The following is an 18,118-nucleotide window of genomic DNA, read 5'->3' on the forward strand; positions in this document are numbered from 1 at the left end:
TGAATATGCCTGAAAATAATCTGTACTATATCTATATAGATTCAAAAATTGAAGGAACTATAGATCAATTGATGGGTTATTTTCAGGCTAGTATTTTCCATCCTGATGATTGTATTTGTATTTACTTCAAGTTTTATAAAGATATTGAAAAGTATATTCATAAACGATTTAAAAGTACTTCCATTCGCTATAAATTTATTCGTAAAAATTCAGATTTTTCTTTTCAGAAGAATAAAGTTGTTTTTTATCTCTTTAATGCTCAATCTAATTGCCGTGTAGTTGCTTATCGAGACTTAGTACATATCTTTGTGACGCACGGGGAAAGCCATAAATTAGCATCTATAAAGCCTATCATACGCATTTACGATTTTGTGATAACCTCAGGGCAAGTGGGTGTAGATCGTTTTCTGAAAGCTGGTATTTTTAACTCACTTAATATCCAAAATGAACAACGTGTTATTCCTATGGGAAATACGTTTATCGGACAGCATTCCTATTACGCTGATTTAAATTCTGATGCCATGTTGTATGCACCAACTTGGGAAGGGGGGGTTCCAAGTGAGAACTATTGCTCAATAGGCACACATGCAACGAAAAATTTAATGCAACTTATTCAGATAAATAAAATCAAGAAACTTTATATTCAAGTACACCCTAATCTGGGCCATAGGGATAAAAGATACCTTGATCATCTTAAAAAGATGATTAAAGATCTAAATAAATTAGAAATTGCTATAATTTTGATCAAATCTAATTTTCGATTTTTTGATCGATTTAATTATTTTGGTTGCGAGTTACAGACATCAGATGATCTCAAACCGATCGCTTTAAGAGGAGCGGTTGTTGATATTTCCGCGATGGAAATGCAATTGATTAGCGAACATATCCCAACTCTAGTTTTATATCAAGAAAAGCAGTTGAGTGGTCTAATTATTCCTAAACGCATAGCTCACCTATATGATGCTAAAAACTCTTTAGAGGCTTTTAATATTGATGATGCTGGTTTCCAAGCTCGAATGACGGAGATATTAAAACATTTCGATTATTTAATAGATTATCAAGAGAATCATTTGGAACAAAAGAGTTTTCGGGAACGAATACATTGGCTGTGCTATTTCGCTACGCAAAAAAAGATTGAATTACAAAGACAGTTGTTGAGCATGTATTAAATGATTCTAAATCAATATTTAGAAAAGCATAATTTAAGTAATTGGAAAAAATCCTTAAATATCTATCATGAATTTCATGCTGGCTGGGGCCGTAAAAAAAGTTTCTTTAAAGCCCAAGCCTTAGCCGAGCAAAAAGATCTGAAAGCGCTATGCTTGGAGGACGGTTTTGTCCGCTCTCTAGGTCTTGGTAAACATGGATATCCACCTCTGTCGCTTGTTGTTGATGAAACCGGTATTTATTTCGATGCACTACAGCCTTCAGATCTGGAAAACCTCATTTTAAAAGATGAGAGTCTTAAAGATAATCTTCGTGCTCAGCATGCCATCGACCAAATTTTAAAATTCGGAATTACTAAATATAATCAAAAATTTCAAACAGTAGATTTAGACAAGTTTGATCAAAAAATCAAAAATATTTTAGTTATTGATCAAACCTTTGGTGATCAATCAATCAAATATGCAGGGGCTACTCCTGACACATTTAAAAGCATGTTAAGACAAGCCTGCATTGATCATCCAGATGCGATTATATGGGTAAAAACCCATCCAGATGTATTAGCAGGTAAAGCTCAAGCCCATTTTACGCAAGAGGATTTCAACCATCCCAATATTCGGTTGCTCACTGAGCACTATAATCCTGTCGAGCTGCTGCAGCAGATGGACGAAGTGTATGTGGTGAGTTCTCAGCTTGGTTTTGAAGCGCTGTTATGCGGAAAAAAAGTACATTGTTTCGGCGTGCCGTGGTATGCAGGGTGGGGGTTGACCAATGATATTCATGCACCTTTGGATATTCTGAATGGCCGCAGAAACCGGCAAAAAAGCTTGCAACACTTATTTGCCTGCGCCTATTTTCACTATGCCCGCTATGTAAATCCGGTCACCGGACAACGTTGTGAACTGGAAGATATTCTCGAGCTGCTTATTCCCAATATTGAAGTACAAAAAAGATTAGAGAATCGTTATATCGCTTATGGGTTTTCCCCTTGGAAAAAGCGCTTTATTCCCGATTTTTTAGGCTTTCTAAAACTGGATTTAAAATTCCAGCGTTATCTTAAACCGAAAAAGTCTGAGCATGTGCTGGCCTGGGGCAAGAAGGCTCGACAGCTTAAAGATAAACAATACAATCACATTACTACAGTGGAAGATGGTTTTATCCGCTCTGTAGGACTGGGAGCAAAGCTGATTCGGCCGTGTTCCCTGGTCTTTGATGACATTGGTATTTATTATGATGCCACACAACCTTCGCGTCTTGAACAACTCTTAAACCAGTTCGAACTCAATGTCCAACAAGCGCAACGGGCCACACGCTTGCAACAGATGCTGATAGACCTGAATATTTCCAAATATAATGTGGGCGAATTTAAGCGCTTAACCAGACCTGAGCATCCACGGGTTTTATTGGTTGTGGGGCAGGTCGAAGATGATATGTCTATTCAGCTTGGTGGCGTGGGAATAAAAACCAATCTCGCACTGTTAAAAGAAGTGCGAACCAGAAATCCCAATGGCTATATTATCTATAAGCCACATCCTGATGTGCAAACTGGTTTGAGGGTCGGTGGTATTCCTGCTGCCGAGATATTGCGTTATGCAGATCAGGTGGAGTTAGATGCTTCAATCCTTGAATGTTTTGAAATTGTAGATGAGCTGCATACCATTACATCGCTCAGTGGTTTTGAAGCACTCATTAGGGGCTTGAAGGTATACTGCTATGGCTTACCTTTCTATGCGGGGTGGGGGTTGACCCATGACTTGTATCAATCAGAGCGGCGTAACAAAAAAATTAGCCTTGAAAAACTAATTTATATTACGCTGGTGGAATATCCGATTTATAATTTAGAAGCGACAAAAAAAATGCGGATACCTGTAGTGCGTCCCGAAGATGTCATTACATCTATCAAGCAGCAATTAGACCAAGCGGTAAAGGCAAACAGACATAAAAAGAGTATACTGTCGCCTTTATATAATTTACTAAAAAAACTGGGTTAATTTCTCATGTCTGTACATGTAAATAATTTACTACTTTCAGACAGGGTCTTGTTGTTGCAGGGCCCTATGGGCGGTTTTTTTTCTAATTTTGCCAACTGGCTAAAGTCCAATGGCGTTCAATGCTTTAAGGTGAATTTCAATGGTGGCGATCAGTTTGATGCGCGTCACTTTGAATATAGCTTTGATTATACGGGCACTTATGCGGATTTTGCCCAATGGATTGAGCACCTCGTATTAACTCATGAGATTGATGCTGTCGTCTGTTTTGGCGACTGCCGTAAGTATCATCAGACCGCGAAAAAAATAGCAGCAAAAAATAAAGTGAAGTTTTTTGCCTTTGAAGAAGGCTATATTCGTCCGAACTACATTACCTTTGAGCAAGATGGCGTTAACTTCTTTTCAAAATTTTTAACTCATTTCCAATCGACGACTGCAAAAGCCCCCCGGGTAAATGAGCAGGTTGAAACCATTCATAGCAGTACCAGTCTCAGAATATTCAGCGTTATTGCCTATTACTTTTTTATGCTGATCTTTTTCTGGAAATATCGGGATTATAAACACCATCGGCAAATGAGTGTCTGGACAGAACTGTATTATTGGATCTGGGCGGGAATTCGTCGCTTAAAGAATTCCTGCTTTGAAAGCCGTAAATTTGATCATTTTATTCGTCACCATCAAAAACGCTATTTTGTGTTTGCCTTACAGGTACATAATGATTTTCAGATTAGAACTCATTCTGAATTAAAGTGCATGAAAAAATATATCCAGATGGTGATCGAGGATTTTGCCCAGCATGCGGACCCTTATCATCACCTGGTTTTAAAGCACCATCCGATGGATCGCGGTTATCGTAATTATGCTAGTTTGATACGCAAGCTAGCGCACAAGCACGGTGTAGAAGGGCGAATTCACTATTTTTGTGATATTCATTTACCTACATTATTAAAACATGCCTTGGGTTTTGTTGCTGTAAACAGTACTACTGGCATTCAGGCCTTATATCATCAAATTCCAGTAAAAGTATTGGGTTCCGCTTTATACAATTTACCTAAACTGACGAACCAGCGTCCGCTGTCGAGATTTTGGCGTAATCCTGGTAAGGTAGATCATGTTTATTTTAAAAAATTCCGGGAAAGGTTGATTGATTACTCACAACTCAATGGTTCTTTTTATGGAGAATCACCTTGGTTTAGTGATTATGAAATGCAACCATTGGTGCAACCCGACACTATTGAAGATCAGGTAAAAATCTAGATTATTAATTGATTAAAAAGCGAACCTAAGTCCGCTTTTTCATAAAGTTTCTGCTTAGAAGAACCCAGCCGGTTTAGTAGAGTAGCTCACTAGCAGGTTTTTAGTCTGCTGGTAATGATCGAGCATCATGCGATGGTTTTCACGGCCAATCCCGGATTTTTTATATCCACCGAAGGCAGCATGAGCCGGGTAGATGTGATAACAGTTGGTCCAGACCCGGCCGGCCTGAATGGCACGGCCTGCACGATAAGAAGTATGTGCTGAACGAGACCAGACACCAGCACCTAGGCCATAAATCGTATCATTGGCAATGCGGATGGCATCATCAAAATCTTTAAAAGTGGTAACTGCTAAAACTGGTCCAAAAATTTCTTCTTGGAAAGTACGCATTTCATTAGACCCCTTAAAGATGGTCGGTTCAATATAGAAGCCTTGACCGACTTCATTGCGTGCTCCACCACCCACGAGAACCTCACAACCTTCTTCACGGCCAGTCGCGATACAGCCAAGAATCTTGTACTGTTGTTCCTGTGAAGCCTGTGCGCCGATCATGGTGTCGGTATCCAGTGGATGACCAGTCTTAATCCGTTTTACTCTTTCTACAGCTCGCTCAAGGAATTTATCAGCAATACTTTCCTGCACTAGGGCACGGGAAGGACAGGTACAGATTTCACCCTGATTCAGAGCAAACATGGCAAAGCCTTCAAGCGATTTTTCTAGGAAGTCATCTTCTTGGTCCATGATGTCCGCGAAGAACAGGTTTGGTGATTTGCCACCAAGTTCCAGCGTTACTGGAATAATATTCTCAGTGGCATATTGCATGATCATCTGGCCAACCGCGGTCGAGCCGGTAAAGGCAATTTTGGCGATGCGTGGGTTGGTTGCCAATGGGCGACCGACTTCAACGCCGTAACCATTGACGATATTCAGTACACCTGGTGGCAAGATGTCCTGAATCAGTTCGACTAAGACCAGAATACTCACAGGCGTCTGTTCAGCTGGTTTCAGCACAATACAGTTCCCTGCAGCCAAAGCTGGTGCCAGTTTCCATGCTGCCATCAGAATCGGGAAGTTCCATGGGATGATTTGCCCGACCACGCCAAGTGGTTCATGGAAATGGTAGGCAATGGTTTCATCATCAATTTCGGAAATGCCCCCTTCCTGAGCACGGATACAGCCAGCAAAGTAACGGAAGTGGTCAATCGCGAGTGGAATATCGGCAGCCAGGGTTTCACGAATCGGTTTACCGTTATCCCAGGTTTCTGCTACCGCCAACAGTTCAAGATTTTCCTCAAGACGATCGGCAACTTTGAGCAAAATATTGGAACGCGTGGTCGGTGAGGCACTATTCCATTGCTGTTTGGCGGCATGAGCGGCATCCAATGCCAGTTCTATATCTTCAACCGATGAACGGGGGACTTTGGTAAATGCTTTGCCATCTACGGGGGAGATATTGTCAAAATATTCGCCTTTAACCGGTGGAATCCATTTCCCACCGATGAAGTTTTCATATTGTGCTTTAAACTGGATTTTTGAACCGTCAGTATTTGGATCTGCATAACGCATAATTTAGTCCTGTCATTGATTATTATAGGGATAAGAAAAATAAAGCTAAGTGAAGAAGACTCATCCTGGAGTGAGTGGTTGTAGCTAATATAAAGAGCAAATCTGACAGGATGTCGGGAGGTTACAAGCGTGCTACAAAAGGCAACAAAGTGAGCATAAAAGGATTTTAATATTTTTAATAATAATCAAATTCTTAGGTTAAGATAATTGAGTTTTAGCGCTATTAAAACATGATATTTCTCACAGATCAGACTGCTACAAAATAACAATTAACCTATTTTTAAATAAAATATCTTTGGTGAATTTTTGGGGGGAAGGCAGTTTTATTTTCCTTCCCAAAATCTTTCAAATCATGATCATTCTGAGCTGGTTAAAGTCCTTTAGTGTGTAACCACTCAAATAGCTGTTGATAGACCTGTTCCCGTACTGCTTTTTCTGACAGTACCAGATCATGCAGACCATTATGAATTTCGCATAAGGTGACATCGCCTGATATTTTTCGGGCATGCTGAATCATATCCTGCACTTCCAGAATCACATCACTGGTTTGCGCATGACGATTAAATTTTCGTGGATAAGTGGTTTGATGGGAATGCATGATCAGGACGGGAATACTCAACTGAATCCCTTGATGCAGTTCTTTTTGAGCTTCATGAATGGCATGTACAAAGCTTAAACGTACCATTGGATAGCGGACTTTTTTCCATTCCAGATTAAAGCTCCATTCTCCATGATGGCTGGCATGCAAACTCGGGACATACCATTTATTAAGACGGCTCGGAAACAGCAGGTTTGGAAAACGTTTGCCCATTGCCGCCATTCGAGGAATTGCAAATTTTTTTTCCAGACGGCTCATATTAAAGTCATAAAAGGGACTGTTTGCCCAAAGTGCTTTAATCAATGGATGATCCGGATGATGTGCTGCATATAAGGTTGTGGTTAAACCGCCTGTCGAATGTCCGCAAAGCAGCACGGCTTCATGATCTTCCTGAGCAATAATATCTAGTGCCTGGGTAATTTCCGCATCATATTCAGACAGGTTGTGGACGTTATAATATTTTTGATGGGGTAAATAAGAACGACCATATTTACGCAGATCCAACGCATAGAAATCAAAACCCTGCTCATTAAAGCGTTCCGCCATTTCAGTCTGGAAGAAATAGTCGATAAAGCCATGGATATACAAGACCGCTTTTTTAGTCGGCTCAGCAGCTTTCTTGCGGACCAGTGTTGCCACCACCTGCCCTTCATAATCGTTGGGAAGGTCCAAAGTCGCCTGCTCATAACCGGTACCTAGAATATCGGGTTGATAATCTACTTCTATCTTTGTTGTCATTATTTTCTCTTACATTCTTGTTTGGGCTTTATATTTAGATATTTCTACATTGGCGTCAAATAAAAAACAACACTTTTGATCCAAGAACTGATCACCTGAATTTAACAGCTAAAGCGCTCATCAAAACTGAATGAATGGGAGCAAGACTTGTAATTTTCTGGAAGCAGATACTGAGATTCTGATTTACTTTTAAGCAAAACAGGCTGAAATGGATGTTAAAACAGGCCTAAAACTTTTAAACTTTAGTCTATTGTTAACTTTTAATAAAAATTCAGATTGATCCAAAATTGCTTCATTACTTATCGTAAAAATATATAAATAGAGAGAGATTTTCCTAAATATAGAATCCGAAATTCCTTTTACCTGAGTTTTATTTAAACCCTCTATTTGCCGCAATCATTTACTGACCATATTCAGAAAACAGCTCAAAACAGACCTTACGTAACCATTCTATGTTTGGATTACTGTGTGAACGTTCATGCCAATGCTGTTTGACATTGTATTGAGGAAAGGAATAAGGCGGTCTTAAGATTTTAATATCACCACGAGATTGTAAAAAACGGCTTAAATAATGCGGAACTGTGGCAATAGCATCTGTATTTTTGATGATTGGGCCAACACCCAAATAACCCGGTAAACGCATCAGAATATTACGATTTACCCCACGTTTACGCAGTTCATTTTCAATAATGAAATGTCCACCTGTGGCTCGAATCACAATATGTAATTCCCGACAATATTCTTCAGCAGTCAAACTATCCTTGATCAGGCGTGGATGGTAGGGGCTACAGATCACAGTATATTCTTGTTTAAAAAGCGTTTGTTGATAAAAACCGGCTTCTAGATGCGGTAAAAAGCCAATTGCCAGATCGATCTGGCCATTGGCCATTTTTGCTGGGGTATCTTTATCAATTGGGACAATATTCAGAGAGATATTCGGTGCATGTTCTCTCAAGTAATTGATCAAGGTTGGGAGTAATACCAGGTGACTGATATCAGTCATACTGAGGTTAAACTCATAATTCGATTTTTTAGGATTAAAATCAATATTGTACTGATTGATTGACTTCAATTTTTCCAGAAATTCGACTGTAATCGGAAAGATATCCTTAGCGAGATCCGTGGGCTCCATGCTATTGCCCACACGCACGAATAACGGGTTATTAAAATGCTCGCGCAATTTGTTTAAACCGATACTTAAAGTCGACTGCCCCGTACCTAAAGCAGCAGCAGCCTTCGAAACGCTTTTATGGCGATAAATCTCATAAAAAATTTGTATAAGTCGTGAATCAATATCCATCTTTCCAGCCAGCTGTATTGATTTTATCAATACAGCCTATTCATTTCTGCGTATGTATACAAGTTTTTTTGGTTGCTAAATTGGCCGAAAACGTAGGGTGGACAAGCAATTTTGCATCGAAATTGCTTTTGAATATAAAGAGGCTCGCTGATGGAACAACTCGCAACATTAGAAGATTTACCGAAAGAGTATGTCTCAAATTTGACGGATTCGAATCTTGTCCCACTTTGGCCAAGTCTCCGTAATGTATTACCACCGCTGCAACCCATTCCTCAGACTCAAGTCACGGCTTGGCACTTTAAGGACATCAAGCCTTTATTGCTGCAAGCGGGTGAGTTAACCCCAATTGAAAAAGCTGAACGTCGTGTACTGGTGTTGGCAAATCCAGGCCATGGTCTGGAAAACATGAAAGCGACTTCTTCTATCTATTTAGGCATGCAATTATTACTGCCGAATGAATGGGCGCCGTCACATCGTCATACCCCAAATGCAGTCCGTCTGATTGTAGAAGGTACGGGTGCATACACGACTGTAGAAGGCCAGAAATGCATGATGGAGCACGGTGACTTAATCCTGACGCCATCAGGTTTATGGCATGAACATGGTCACGATGGTAATGAACCCGTGATCTGGCTGGATGTACTGGATCTACCGCTAGTGTATTACATGGAAGCTTCTTTTGTAGAAGGTGGTGATGTGCAGGAAGTGAAGGGCACTGACCGCAGTCATCATTATGGCAAAGGCATTGTACCAAGCGTGCATTTTGTTCGTGAAAACTCTGGCTATCCATTGCTGCGCTATTCATGGAAAAACGCAAAACAGGTACTTGATGACCTAGCAAATGATTCAAGCCATCAAGGGCCTGCGCAAATCAGTTATGTCAACCCTGAAACTGGGGAAGACTGTCAAAAAATTATTGGCTATTCGGCGATCCGTTTAGCACCGAATGAAGTGGTACAGCTGAAACGTCGTTCTGCAGCTCAAGTATTCCACGTGATTGAAGGTCAAATGCAGATCGATATCAATGAATACAGCCACGAACTCTCTCGTTCAGATACCGCATGTGCACCTTGTTTTGCACAAATTGATTTAATCAATAACGGTGATGAGCCTTGTTATATCTTTGTTGCCGATGAAGCACCTTTACAGAAAAAGTTAGGTCTTTATTCGACACGCGCACGCATCTAAACATTTGGAAGGAATCGACATGAGTATTGATCAACGTCCTATTTTAATCGCAGGTGGCGGTATCGGTGGTTTCGCAGCAGCATTGGCACTGACGAAACAAGGCTTCAAAGTCAAAGTATTTGAACAGGCACCAGAAATTGGTGAGATTGGTGCCGGCATCCAGTTAGGTCCAAATGCCTTCCATGCTTTCGATGCTTTAGGTATCGGTGAGATTGCCCGTGGTAAAGCAGTCTATACTGACTATATGGTGATGCATGATGCGTTGGATGAATACCAAGTGGGTAAAATTCCAACTGATGAACGCTTCCGTGAACGTTTCGGTAACCCGTATGCGGTAATTCACCGTGCCGATATCCATGGTTCATTGGTTGAAGGCGCATCTAAAGTGGGTGATCTGGAAGTGATTACCGATTGCCGTATTCGGTCTGTATCCCAAACTGAAGATGAAGTATCAATTACCGATCAACATGGCAATACTTATGTCGGTCAGGCTTTGATTGGTGCGGACGGTGTGAAATCAGTTGTACGTGAAACTTTAGTAGGCGATCCAGCACTTGTAACGGGTCATGTGGTGTATCGTGCAGTTGTGCCGAAAGAAGAATTCCCGGATAACCTGAAATGGAACGCAGCAAGTATCTGGGTTGGGCCAAACTGTCACCTTGTGCATTACCCATTACGTGGCGGTGAAGAATACAACGTGGTTGTGACTTTCCATAGCCTTCAGCAGGAAGAGTGGGGCGTAACAGACGGTTCTAAAGAAGAAGTCCTCTCTTACTTCGAAGGCATCTGTCCAAAAGCACGTCAGCTTATTGAGCTGCCAAAATGCTGGAAACGTTGGGCGACTGCAGACCGTGAACCAATTTCACAATGGACCTTTGGTCGAATTACATTATTGGGCGATGCCGCGCATCCTACCACGCAATATATGGCACAAGGTGCATGTATGGCACTTGAAGATGCGGTGACCTTGGGTGAAGCACTTCGTGTCTGCAATAACGATATCCATCAAGCCTTTGACCTGTATCAAAAATCACGTATTGCCCGTACGGCGCGTATTGTGTTGTCTTCACGAGAAATGGGCAAACTTTACCATGCGCATGGTGTACAACGTCTGATTCGCAATGACTTATGGCGTGGCCGTTCAGCAGAACGTTTCTACGATGCAATGGAATGGTTATACGGCTGGAAAGTTGAAAACTGTCTGGTTGCTGCAGAGCATTTTCAAGGAAAAGTAGCATGAAACTCTATGGCTTTTTCCGTAGCGGAACTTCACACCGTCTAAGAATTGCACTCAACCTGAAAGGCTTAAGCTACGAACAGGTGTCTGTATCACTGGCGAAAAACCAGCATCATCAAGAGGATTTTAAAGCATTGAACCCTCAGGGTTTGGTGCCAGTGCTGGAAACAGAACAAGGCTTATTAACGCAAAGCCCAGCAATTATTGAATGGTTAGAAGAAGTATATCCAGAAGTCGCACTTCTTCCAAAAGACCCATTTGAAAAAGCTAAAGTCCGTGCTTTGGCAGCAATTGTGGGCTGTGATATTCACCCGATTAATAACAAGCGTGTGCTTGAGTATCTTCGCAACAATCTTGGTCAAGATGAAAACCAGGTATTGGCATGGTGTGCTGAATGGATTTCTAAAGGTTTTGAGGCTTTGGAAGCTCTATTACAGCAAGATCAGACACGACAAAACTTCTGTTATGGCAACAGTGCAACATTGGCAGATGTGTATTTGATTCCGCAAGTCTATTCAGCAAAACGCTTTAAGGTGGATTTAACCCCTTATCCAACGATTGTTTCGATTTATGAGCATTGCATGCAGTTGGAGGCTTTCCAAAAAGCGGATCCTGCACAACAAGCAGATGCAATCTAAACACAGTTATTAAAGATTTAAATCAGGAAATTTATTATGTCATTTGTATTTGAACCGATTGAAACTGCTGCATTGCCGATTGTAGATTCTGAACAGCAATATCCAGTACGCCGTGTGTACTGTGTAGGTCGTAACTATGCTGCGCATGCACGTGAAATGGGCTTCGATCCAGATCGTGAACCACCATTCTTCTTCTGCAAACCAAATGATAAGGAATCAGTTGTGCCAGTACCTGCAGGTCAGGCCGTTGATCTTCCATACCCAACCCAAACGTCAAACTACCATTACGAAATCGAGCTTGTAGTAGCGATTGGTAAAGATGGTAAAGACATTTCAGTTGAAGACGCGAAAGACTACATTTTTGGTTATGCGGTCGGTCTGGACATGACTCGCCGTGACTTGCAAATGGGTATGCGTGAAAAAGGCCGTCCATGGGAAATTGGTAAAGCATTCGACTTCTCTGCACCCATTGGTCCAATTCACCCAATTTCTGCCACAGGCGAAATCAATCAAGCGGACATTCACTTAACTGTGAACGGTAAAACTGAACAACGCAGTGATGTGAGCCATCTAATTTGGGATGTATCAGAAACGATTGCCAATCTTTCAACTTTGTTTGAATTAAAAGCTGGTGACTTAATTTTCACAGGTACACCAGAAGGCGTTGGTGCAGTTGTGAAAGGTGATGTAATGCGTGCGGAAGTCGCAGGCTTAACTGGTATCACTGTAAATGTAATCTAACATTTGCTTTAAAGATGGCTCACAACAATAACAGCATGAGCCATCTTCTATTTACTCAGGAATGCAAAAACGTAGGGATGCGTTTTTGAAAGAGGGTTTCCTATGTCTCAGAATCAGCAATCGATCGATGTACAAAGCTTCATTGATCGCAATCCACTTTCCCGTTCACAAAAACTCATTATGTGGCTCTGCTTTATCATCGTGGCAATCGATGGTTTTGATACAGCTGCTGTCGGCTTTATTGCACCCGCGTTAAAAGCTGAATGGGCATTAGAAGCGACCAGTCTGGCACCATTATTTGGTGCGGGTTTATTTGGTTTGATGGCCGGTGCATTGGTGTTTGGACCACTTTCCGATAAATTGGGCCGTAAAACGATTTTGATTGGTTCCATCTTTGTCTTTGGTCTGGCCAGTCTCATCTCTGCATTTGCAACAGATTTAAACTCACTGATTTTCTGGCGCTTTGTGACAGGCCTAGGTTTAGGCGGGGCAATGCCAAATGCGATTACCTTGACCTCTGAATATAGCCCAACCCGCCGTCGTTCTAATCTTGTGACTTTAATGTTCTGTGGTTTTACCATTGGTTCTGCATTGGGTGGCATTCTATCTGCACAACTGCTTCCGAGTATCGGTTGGCATGGGATTCTGATGATTGGTGGGATTGCGCCACTGGCAACCATTCCTTTCTTACTTCTATTCCTTCCTGAGTCACTTAAATTCCTGGTGCTAAAAAATAAAGCCCAAGAAAAAATTGATAAAATTGTCTGTAAAATTGCACCACATGTTGTAAATCCTCCACGTTTGGTGCCAACACCAAATGAAACCAATAAAACCGGTATTCGTGACTTATTTAGCCGTCAATATGCGCTGGGTACTTTCCTGATCTGGTGCACTTTCTTCATGAGCCTGTTGATCATCTATTTGATTTCAAGCTGGATGCCAACCATGTTGACCAATCACGGTTTTAATCTTGAAAATGCATCTTGGGTAACTTCAGTATTCCAGGTGGGCGGTACGATTGGTGCGATTGTTATTGGCTACATGATGGATAAAACGGATTCAACCAAAGTGTTGAGCATGGCTTACATCCTAGGTGCAGTCTTCCTGGTGTGCTTAGGATTTGGTATCGAAAATGCCATGATGCCATTGTTACTTTTAGGCATGTTTGGTGTAGGGATTGGCATCAGCGGTTCACAAGTCGGTGTCAACGCGTTTTCATCAAGTTTCTATCCAACCCACTGTCGTGCAACAGGTGTAAGCTGGGCAAATGCAGTCGGCCGTTCTGGTTCAGTGGTAGGTTCGGTGATTGGTGGCTGGTTGATGTCATTAAACCTGACGACATTTGAAATTCTATCCTTGCTGGCTATTCCTGCACTCTTTGCCGCCTTTGCATTGTTTATGTTGAAACAGATGAAGAAAAAAGCTGTCAAATCGGAATATGCAGCAGTTGCTCAAAGCTAAAAATTAAGTTTTGATGCAAAAAAGTTGGGCATTTTCCCAACTTTTTTATTTTCAGGATTCAAAAAATTAGAATTTCTTATCGGCACTTAACAGCAGTTTAGGGGTTGATTCATTGGGACGTACTTTATACACGCAGACATTATTCTGATTATAGATAACTGGCTGAAGACAATAATTTTTTATCTTTTAGATGAATGATTTAATTGAAGCAGAAGGATGGTAGAAATAGTCTACTAGAAGTCTATGGAACTAAGTATCTGATCTCTAGCTGGCTAAATACCCTGGAAATAAAAAAGCCCCAATCTTTCGATCAGGGCTTTTAAAATCTGGAGCGGGAAACGAGACTCGAACTCGCGACCCCAACCTTGGCAAGGTTGTGCTCTACCAACTGAGCTATTCCCGCAGGGTCGAATAATTTTTTACTGTTAAAAAACTAAACAAAAAAGAATTTGGAGCGGGAAACGAGACTCGAACTCGCGACCCCAACCTTGGCAAGGTTGTGCTCTACCAACTGAGCTATTCCCGCATGCCGTGTATAATACAGCATGCAAAAACAGGGTCAATAACTTTATGAAAAATCTTGCACCGTTTGCATAAAATAAAATCAATTCAGCCAATCCAGTCATATAAACAGACAAAATTTATGCAAAATTTTGTTAAAACAGAAGCTTGGTAGCCTTTAACCGTCTTTGTGGACAGTAAAACTCCCAACAGAACAGGGTATACTGAAGGAAATTTGAGACATTTTTATTTTTGGAGAAGGCCATGAGCATTGAACAAGTATTAAGGGAACGTCTGGCTACCTTGTCTCCATCTCATCTTGAGGTGGTGAATGAGTCTTCTGGTCATGGTGGTTATTACCCAGGTAAAGAATCACACTTTAAAGCAGTGATTGTCAGTGAAGCCTTTGCCGGCCTACGTCAGGTGCAGCGTCATCAGAAAGTTTATGCAGCAGTAGGGGACTTGTTGAGCCCGGAAAAAATCCATGCGCTAGCGATCCATGCGTTCCTTCCAGAAGAGTGGGTCGGTCAGGATACCACCAGTCCAGAATGCGCTCATGCCCCGAAAAACTAAGAGGAACATATGGAAACCCAATTACTCGTCAAGATTATCCATATGTCTGCAGCCAGCCTGGCAATTGTTGCAATTCTGGCACGTGCATTTACCTTGTTTGTAGGTACCCAGGGCAATTTACCTAATCCAATTGCACGCAAGCTATTTGTTGCCTTGCAGCATCTGGCACTTGCCGTGATTGCCCTGACTGGTGTCATTGCGCTGGTCATGAAGAATTTTGAGGTACAGCCCTGGTTCTATGCCAAGGTCATTTTATTCCTGGTACTGGTTTCATCATTGATGAAAGCCTATAAAAAAGACGATTCAGTGCTCCTGGTTCAGCGTCGTGCTGGCTTGGTTGTTGCTATCATTTCATTAGCTGCAATTATGGCACTGGTGATTATTAAGCCAACTTTTGGCTAAAACATAAATCATTTTACTTAGCCAAATTTAAATAGATTGATAAAAATAATAGGGGGTTTTAATGCGTACACGTGTGGTGTTTAACCAAAAGGGTGGCGTGGGGAAGTCGAGTATTGCTGTGAATCTGGCAGCGATCAGTGCACATCAGGGCCATAAAACCCTATTGATTGACCTCGATCCACAGGCCAATTCCAGTCAGTATCTGCTTGGCGATGATGCGACCTATTCGGGAGATAAACCTGCATTAGAACCCAATATTGAAAACTATTTTGATGAGGTGCTAGGCAGCCAGCAAAACAAGAGCCTAATAGGTAATGCCATCGGCTCGATTCTGAAAACCCGTTCCAAAGGGCTAGAAAGCTATGTGCACCAGTCGCCCTTTAAACATCTGGATGTTATTCCAGCCAGTCCAAGCCTAGGTACACTGGCACATGCACTAGAATCCAAACACAAAATCTATAAGCTACGCGATGCTTTGCAGCAGCTGTCAGGTCAGTATGAGCGGGTATTTATTGATACACCGCCAGCTTTTAATTTCTTTACTTTATCGGCGCTGATTGCGGCAGATCGGGTATTGATTCCTTTTGACTGTGATGTGTTCTCCAAACGCGCGCTGCATACCCTGATTGAAAATGTGATCGAAACCCAGGACGATCATAATGACCGTCTGGAAATTGAAGGCATTGTGGTGAATCAGTTCCAGGCGCAAGCCAAATTGCCACGTGATGTGGTTCAGCAGCTCAAAGATGAGGGCTTGCCAGTGCTAGATAATATGCTGCCGCCATCAGTGATCATGAAGGAATCACATCAGAAAAATCAGCCCTTAATTCATCTGGCTACTGATCATAAATTGACTCAGGCCTATCAATCGTTGTTCAATGAGATTGAGCAAAAATAAGATTGATGATTCCAGCATGAAACTCGTGAAATTCAGTCTTGGCATCGTGGGTCTGGCATTGTTGAGTGCCTGTGCCACGACCGTCAAGCCGACCTATGTGTCGCCAACCCAATATCAGTCTTTTGACTGTGGTCAGCTACAGGGCGAATACAACCGTATCCAGCAGTATATCGACAGTGGCGTGCAAGCACCGAAACGTACCGGTGTTGGTGTCGGCGTGGGTGTTGGCGGTGGCTGGGGTAGCCATAGTGGTTGGGGCATTGGACCAAGTATTTCTGTAAATATGGGCCAGTCTTCCACTACCAAAAAAACTGAAGTAGCTCGTCTGTTAGGTGAGCAGGAAGCAATTGTACAGGCAGCGCGTTATAAGAGTTGTCCACTGATTGTTCGCCAGACTGCACCCCAAAAATAGTGATGAAGATCAAAAATGAAAATGCTGACTAAGGTCGGCATTTTTTAGCACTGTATTCTACCAATGGTCTTTATTTTGCATAGTAAACAGGCTGGAATGACTGTCCGGAACAAATTTATGAGAATTTTCATCTTGTTATATGCTGGGTAGTTTCGTTAATGTTGCGCCATTCTTTGGGGTAAGTTTGCGTATGATCGAAAACTGGCTATTTATTTTGGCTGTGATTGCAGTATTGATGATTCCCGGACCGGGCAATGCACTGGTTGCAAGTGCTGCACATCAACATGGTCAGGCCAGAACCAGTTTATATATGCCTGCCATTCTGCTGGGCTATTTCTATGCCATTAATGTCTGGGCTCTACTGATTCATCTTGCAGTGCCGATCTGGCCAAATTTCCAAGGCATGCTGCATATATTGAGTTCGATTACCGTCGGCTGGATGACCTTCCGCCTGTTTAAAGCCAAACAGCTGGAACAACATAACCATAAGCACCCGATGATACGACCTTGGCAGATGTTTACTGCGACTTTAAAAAATCCCAAAGCAGCTTTATTTGCTGCGGGTATCTTGCCTATGGCGACCTGGGAAAGTCCCACCAATTTTGTACTGGTCTTTGCGATATTTAGTCTAGTGACGTTACCGGTGTTTGTGTTCTGGATGTCCTTCGGTCAGGCAATTCTGGCAGGAGAATCTGAAAAAATAAAAACCGACCTGGTTTATAAAGGGTCGGTTCTGTTTTTGCTGCTATGCTTAATTCCGCTGATTATCAGTATCTTTAACTGAGCCTGCGGTTTTTAATTTTAAGCCATTTTGTTCTTTTTCAGCTTTTGCTGAATAAAGCCAAAGATACCTGGCAATACACTGATAATGATGATACCGAAGATCAGATGGGTAAAGTTATCTTTCACGATTGGCATATTGCCAAACAGATAACCCAGAATCACAAATGAGCTGATCCACAAAAAAGCGCCAATCACGTTATAGCTCAGGAAGAATTTGTAATTCATGCTGCCAGCACCGGCTACGAAAGGTGCAAAGGTACGGGCAAAAGGCACAAAACGGGCAAAAATAATGGTTTTACCGCCATGTTTAGCAAAGAACTGCTGTGTCGCTAACAGATGCTTTTTATTAATAAAGCGCGATTCAATTTCAAAGACACGTGGTCCAATAAACTTGCCGATATGATAGTTCAGGGTATCGCCTAATGCTGCTGCAAGGAATAGAAGTGGAATCAGTACCCATGGATCCATAGCACCCGTTGAAGCTGCCAATGCACCTGCAGCAAATAACAAACTGTCGCCCGGCAGGAATGGCATCACCACCAGTCCCGTTTCTACAAAGATAATCAGGAAAAGAATTGCATAAATCCACACCCCATAATTGGTGATGAATTCAAGCAGGTGGTCATCTACGTGTAGGATAAAATCAAGCAGTTCCATGGGACCAGTACAAGCA

General features: G+C 41.9%; 17 protein-coding genes and 2 tRNA genes. 13 read left to right on the forward strand and 6 right to left on the reverse strand.

Annotation, left to right across the window (positions count from 1 at the left end; translation table 11 throughout):
• Positions 1-5: 5 nt before the first annotated feature.
• The 3 genes from BS636_RS05930 to BS636_RS05940 all read left to right on the forward strand — a co-directional run bounded on the left by BS636_RS05930 (position 6) and on the right by BS636_RS05940 (position 4,409).
• Positions 6-1,169, forward strand: coding sequence for a hypothetical protein (locus BS636_RS05930; protein ID WP_099337955.1), 1,164 nt, complete (start codon positions 6-8; stop codon positions 1,167-1,169).
• Positions 1,170-3,155 (forward strand): capsular polysaccharide biosynthesis protein, encoded by a 1,986-nt coding sequence (locus BS636_RS05935; RefSeq protein WP_099337956.1) that lies wholly within the window; start codon positions 1,170-1,172, stop codon positions 3,153-3,155. It abuts the gene before it with no gap.
• 66 nt (positions 3,156-3,221) lie between these two features.
• On the forward strand, positions 3,222-4,409 hold the full coding sequence (locus tag BS636_RS05940; protein WP_322872167.1) for a capsular biosynthesis protein: 1,188 nt from the start codon (positions 3,222-3,224) through the stop codon (positions 4,407-4,409).
• A 54-nt stretch (positions 4,410-4,463) separates the two neighbouring features.
• Here BS636_RS05940 and BS636_RS05945 read toward each other — a convergent pair whose 3' ends face one another.
• The 3 genes from BS636_RS05945 to BS636_RS05955 form a co-directional block, all read right to left on the reverse strand.
• A complete protein-coding gene (locus tag BS636_RS05945) occupies positions 4,464-5,975 on the reverse strand; it encodes an aldehyde dehydrogenase family protein (protein WP_099337958.1) in 1,512 nt (503 codons plus the stop codon).
• Between the two features lie 370 nt (positions 5,976-6,345).
• On the reverse strand, positions 6,346-7,311 hold the full coding sequence (locus BS636_RS05950; RefSeq protein ID WP_099337959.1) for an alpha/beta hydrolase: 966 nt from the start codon (positions 7,309-7,311) through the stop codon (positions 6,346-6,348).
• 400 nt (positions 7,312-7,711) lie between these two features.
• Positions 7,712-8,611, reverse strand: a complete 900-nt coding sequence (locus BS636_RS05955) for a LysR family transcriptional regulator (protein WP_099337960.1) — start codon at positions 8,609-8,611, stop codon at positions 7,712-7,714.
• A gap of 150 nt (positions 8,612-8,761) precedes the next feature.
• Here BS636_RS05955 and BS636_RS05960 point away from each other — a divergent pair, with 150 nt between their 5' ends.
• The 5 genes from BS636_RS05960 (at position 8,762) to BS636_RS05980 (ending at position 13,876) form a co-directional block, all read left to right on the forward strand.
• Entirely contained in the window at positions 8,762-9,799 is a 1,038-nt protein-coding gene (locus BS636_RS05960; protein ID WP_099337961.1) for a cupin domain-containing protein, read from the forward strand.
• 19 nt (positions 9,800-9,818) lie between these two features.
• Complete coding sequence (locus tag BS636_RS05965; RefSeq protein WP_099337962.1) at positions 9,819-11,039, forward strand: 3-hydroxybenzoate 6-monooxygenase; 1,221 nt, start codon at positions 9,819-9,821, stop codon at positions 11,037-11,039.
• Positions 11,036-11,674, forward strand: coding sequence for a maleylacetoacetate isomerase (gene maiA, locus BS636_RS05970; RefSeq protein WP_099337963.1), 639 nt, complete (start codon positions 11,036-11,038; stop codon positions 11,672-11,674). Before BS636_RS05965 ends, maiA begins: the two co-directional genes overlap by 4 nt.
• A 36-nt stretch (positions 11,675-11,710) precedes the next feature.
• Positions 11,711-12,415, forward strand: coding sequence for a fumarylacetoacetate hydrolase family protein (locus tag BS636_RS05975; RefSeq protein ID WP_099337964.1), 705 nt, complete (start codon positions 11,711-11,713; stop codon positions 12,413-12,415).
• A gap of 102 nt (positions 12,416-12,517) precedes the next feature.
• The gene (locus tag BS636_RS05980) at positions 12,518-13,876 is read left to right on the forward strand and encodes an MFS transporter (RefSeq protein ID WP_099337965.1); all 1,359 of its coding nucleotides are present in this window, start codon (positions 12,518-12,520) and stop codon (positions 13,874-13,876) included.
• 327 nt (positions 13,877-14,203) lie between these two features.
• Here the strand turns inward: BS636_RS05980 and BS636_RS05985 are convergent.
• Positions 14,204-14,279 (reverse strand) — tRNA-Gly (locus BS636_RS05985).
• Between the two features lie 47 nt (positions 14,280-14,326).
• Positions 14,327-14,402, reverse strand: a tRNA-Gly gene (locus BS636_RS05990).
• 239 nt (positions 14,403-14,641) lie between these two features.
• Between BS636_RS05990 and BS636_RS05995 the strand changes: the two genes are divergently transcribed.
• The 5 genes from BS636_RS05995 to BS636_RS06015 all read left to right on the forward strand — a co-directional run bounded on the left by BS636_RS05995 (position 14,642) and on the right by BS636_RS06015 (position 17,446).
• Positions 14,642-14,950 carry a BolA family protein gene (locus tag BS636_RS05995; RefSeq protein WP_099337966.1) on the forward strand — a complete coding sequence of 103 codons (309 nt, stop codon included), beginning with the start codon at positions 14,642-14,644 and terminating at the stop codon, positions 14,948-14,950.
• 9 nt (positions 14,951-14,959) lie between these two features.
• Entirely contained in the window at positions 14,960-15,352 is a 393-nt protein-coding gene (locus BS636_RS06000; protein ID WP_099337967.1) for a SirB2 family protein, read from the forward strand.
• Between the two features lie 61 nt (positions 15,353-15,413).
• Positions 15,414-16,250, forward strand: coding sequence for a ParA family protein (locus tag BS636_RS06005; RefSeq protein ID WP_099337968.1), 837 nt, complete (start codon positions 15,414-15,416; stop codon positions 16,248-16,250).
• A gap of 16 nt (positions 16,251-16,266) precedes the next feature.
• Positions 16,267-16,662: a hypothetical protein gene (locus tag BS636_RS06010; protein WP_099339610.1), complete on the forward strand. Its 396-nt coding sequence runs from the start codon at positions 16,267-16,269 to the stop codon at positions 16,660-16,662.
• A 190-nt stretch (positions 16,663-16,852) separates the two neighbouring features.
• On the forward strand, positions 16,853-17,446 hold the full coding sequence (locus BS636_RS06015) for a LysE family translocator (RefSeq protein WP_099339611.1): 594 nt from the start codon (positions 16,853-16,855) through the stop codon (positions 17,444-17,446).
• Between the two features lie 17 nt (positions 17,447-17,463).
• Here BS636_RS06015 and BS636_RS06020 read toward each other — a convergent pair whose 3' ends face one another.
• Complete coding sequence (locus BS636_RS06020; protein WP_099337969.1) at positions 17,464-18,102, reverse strand: DedA family protein; 639 nt, start codon at positions 18,100-18,102, stop codon at positions 17,464-17,466.
• Positions 18,103-18,118: the final 16 nt, after the last annotated feature.

Source organism: Acinetobacter sp. LoGeW2-3, from assembly GCF_002688565.1.
Taxonomy (GTDB): Bacteria; Pseudomonadota; Gammaproteobacteria; order Pseudomonadales; family Moraxellaceae; genus Acinetobacter.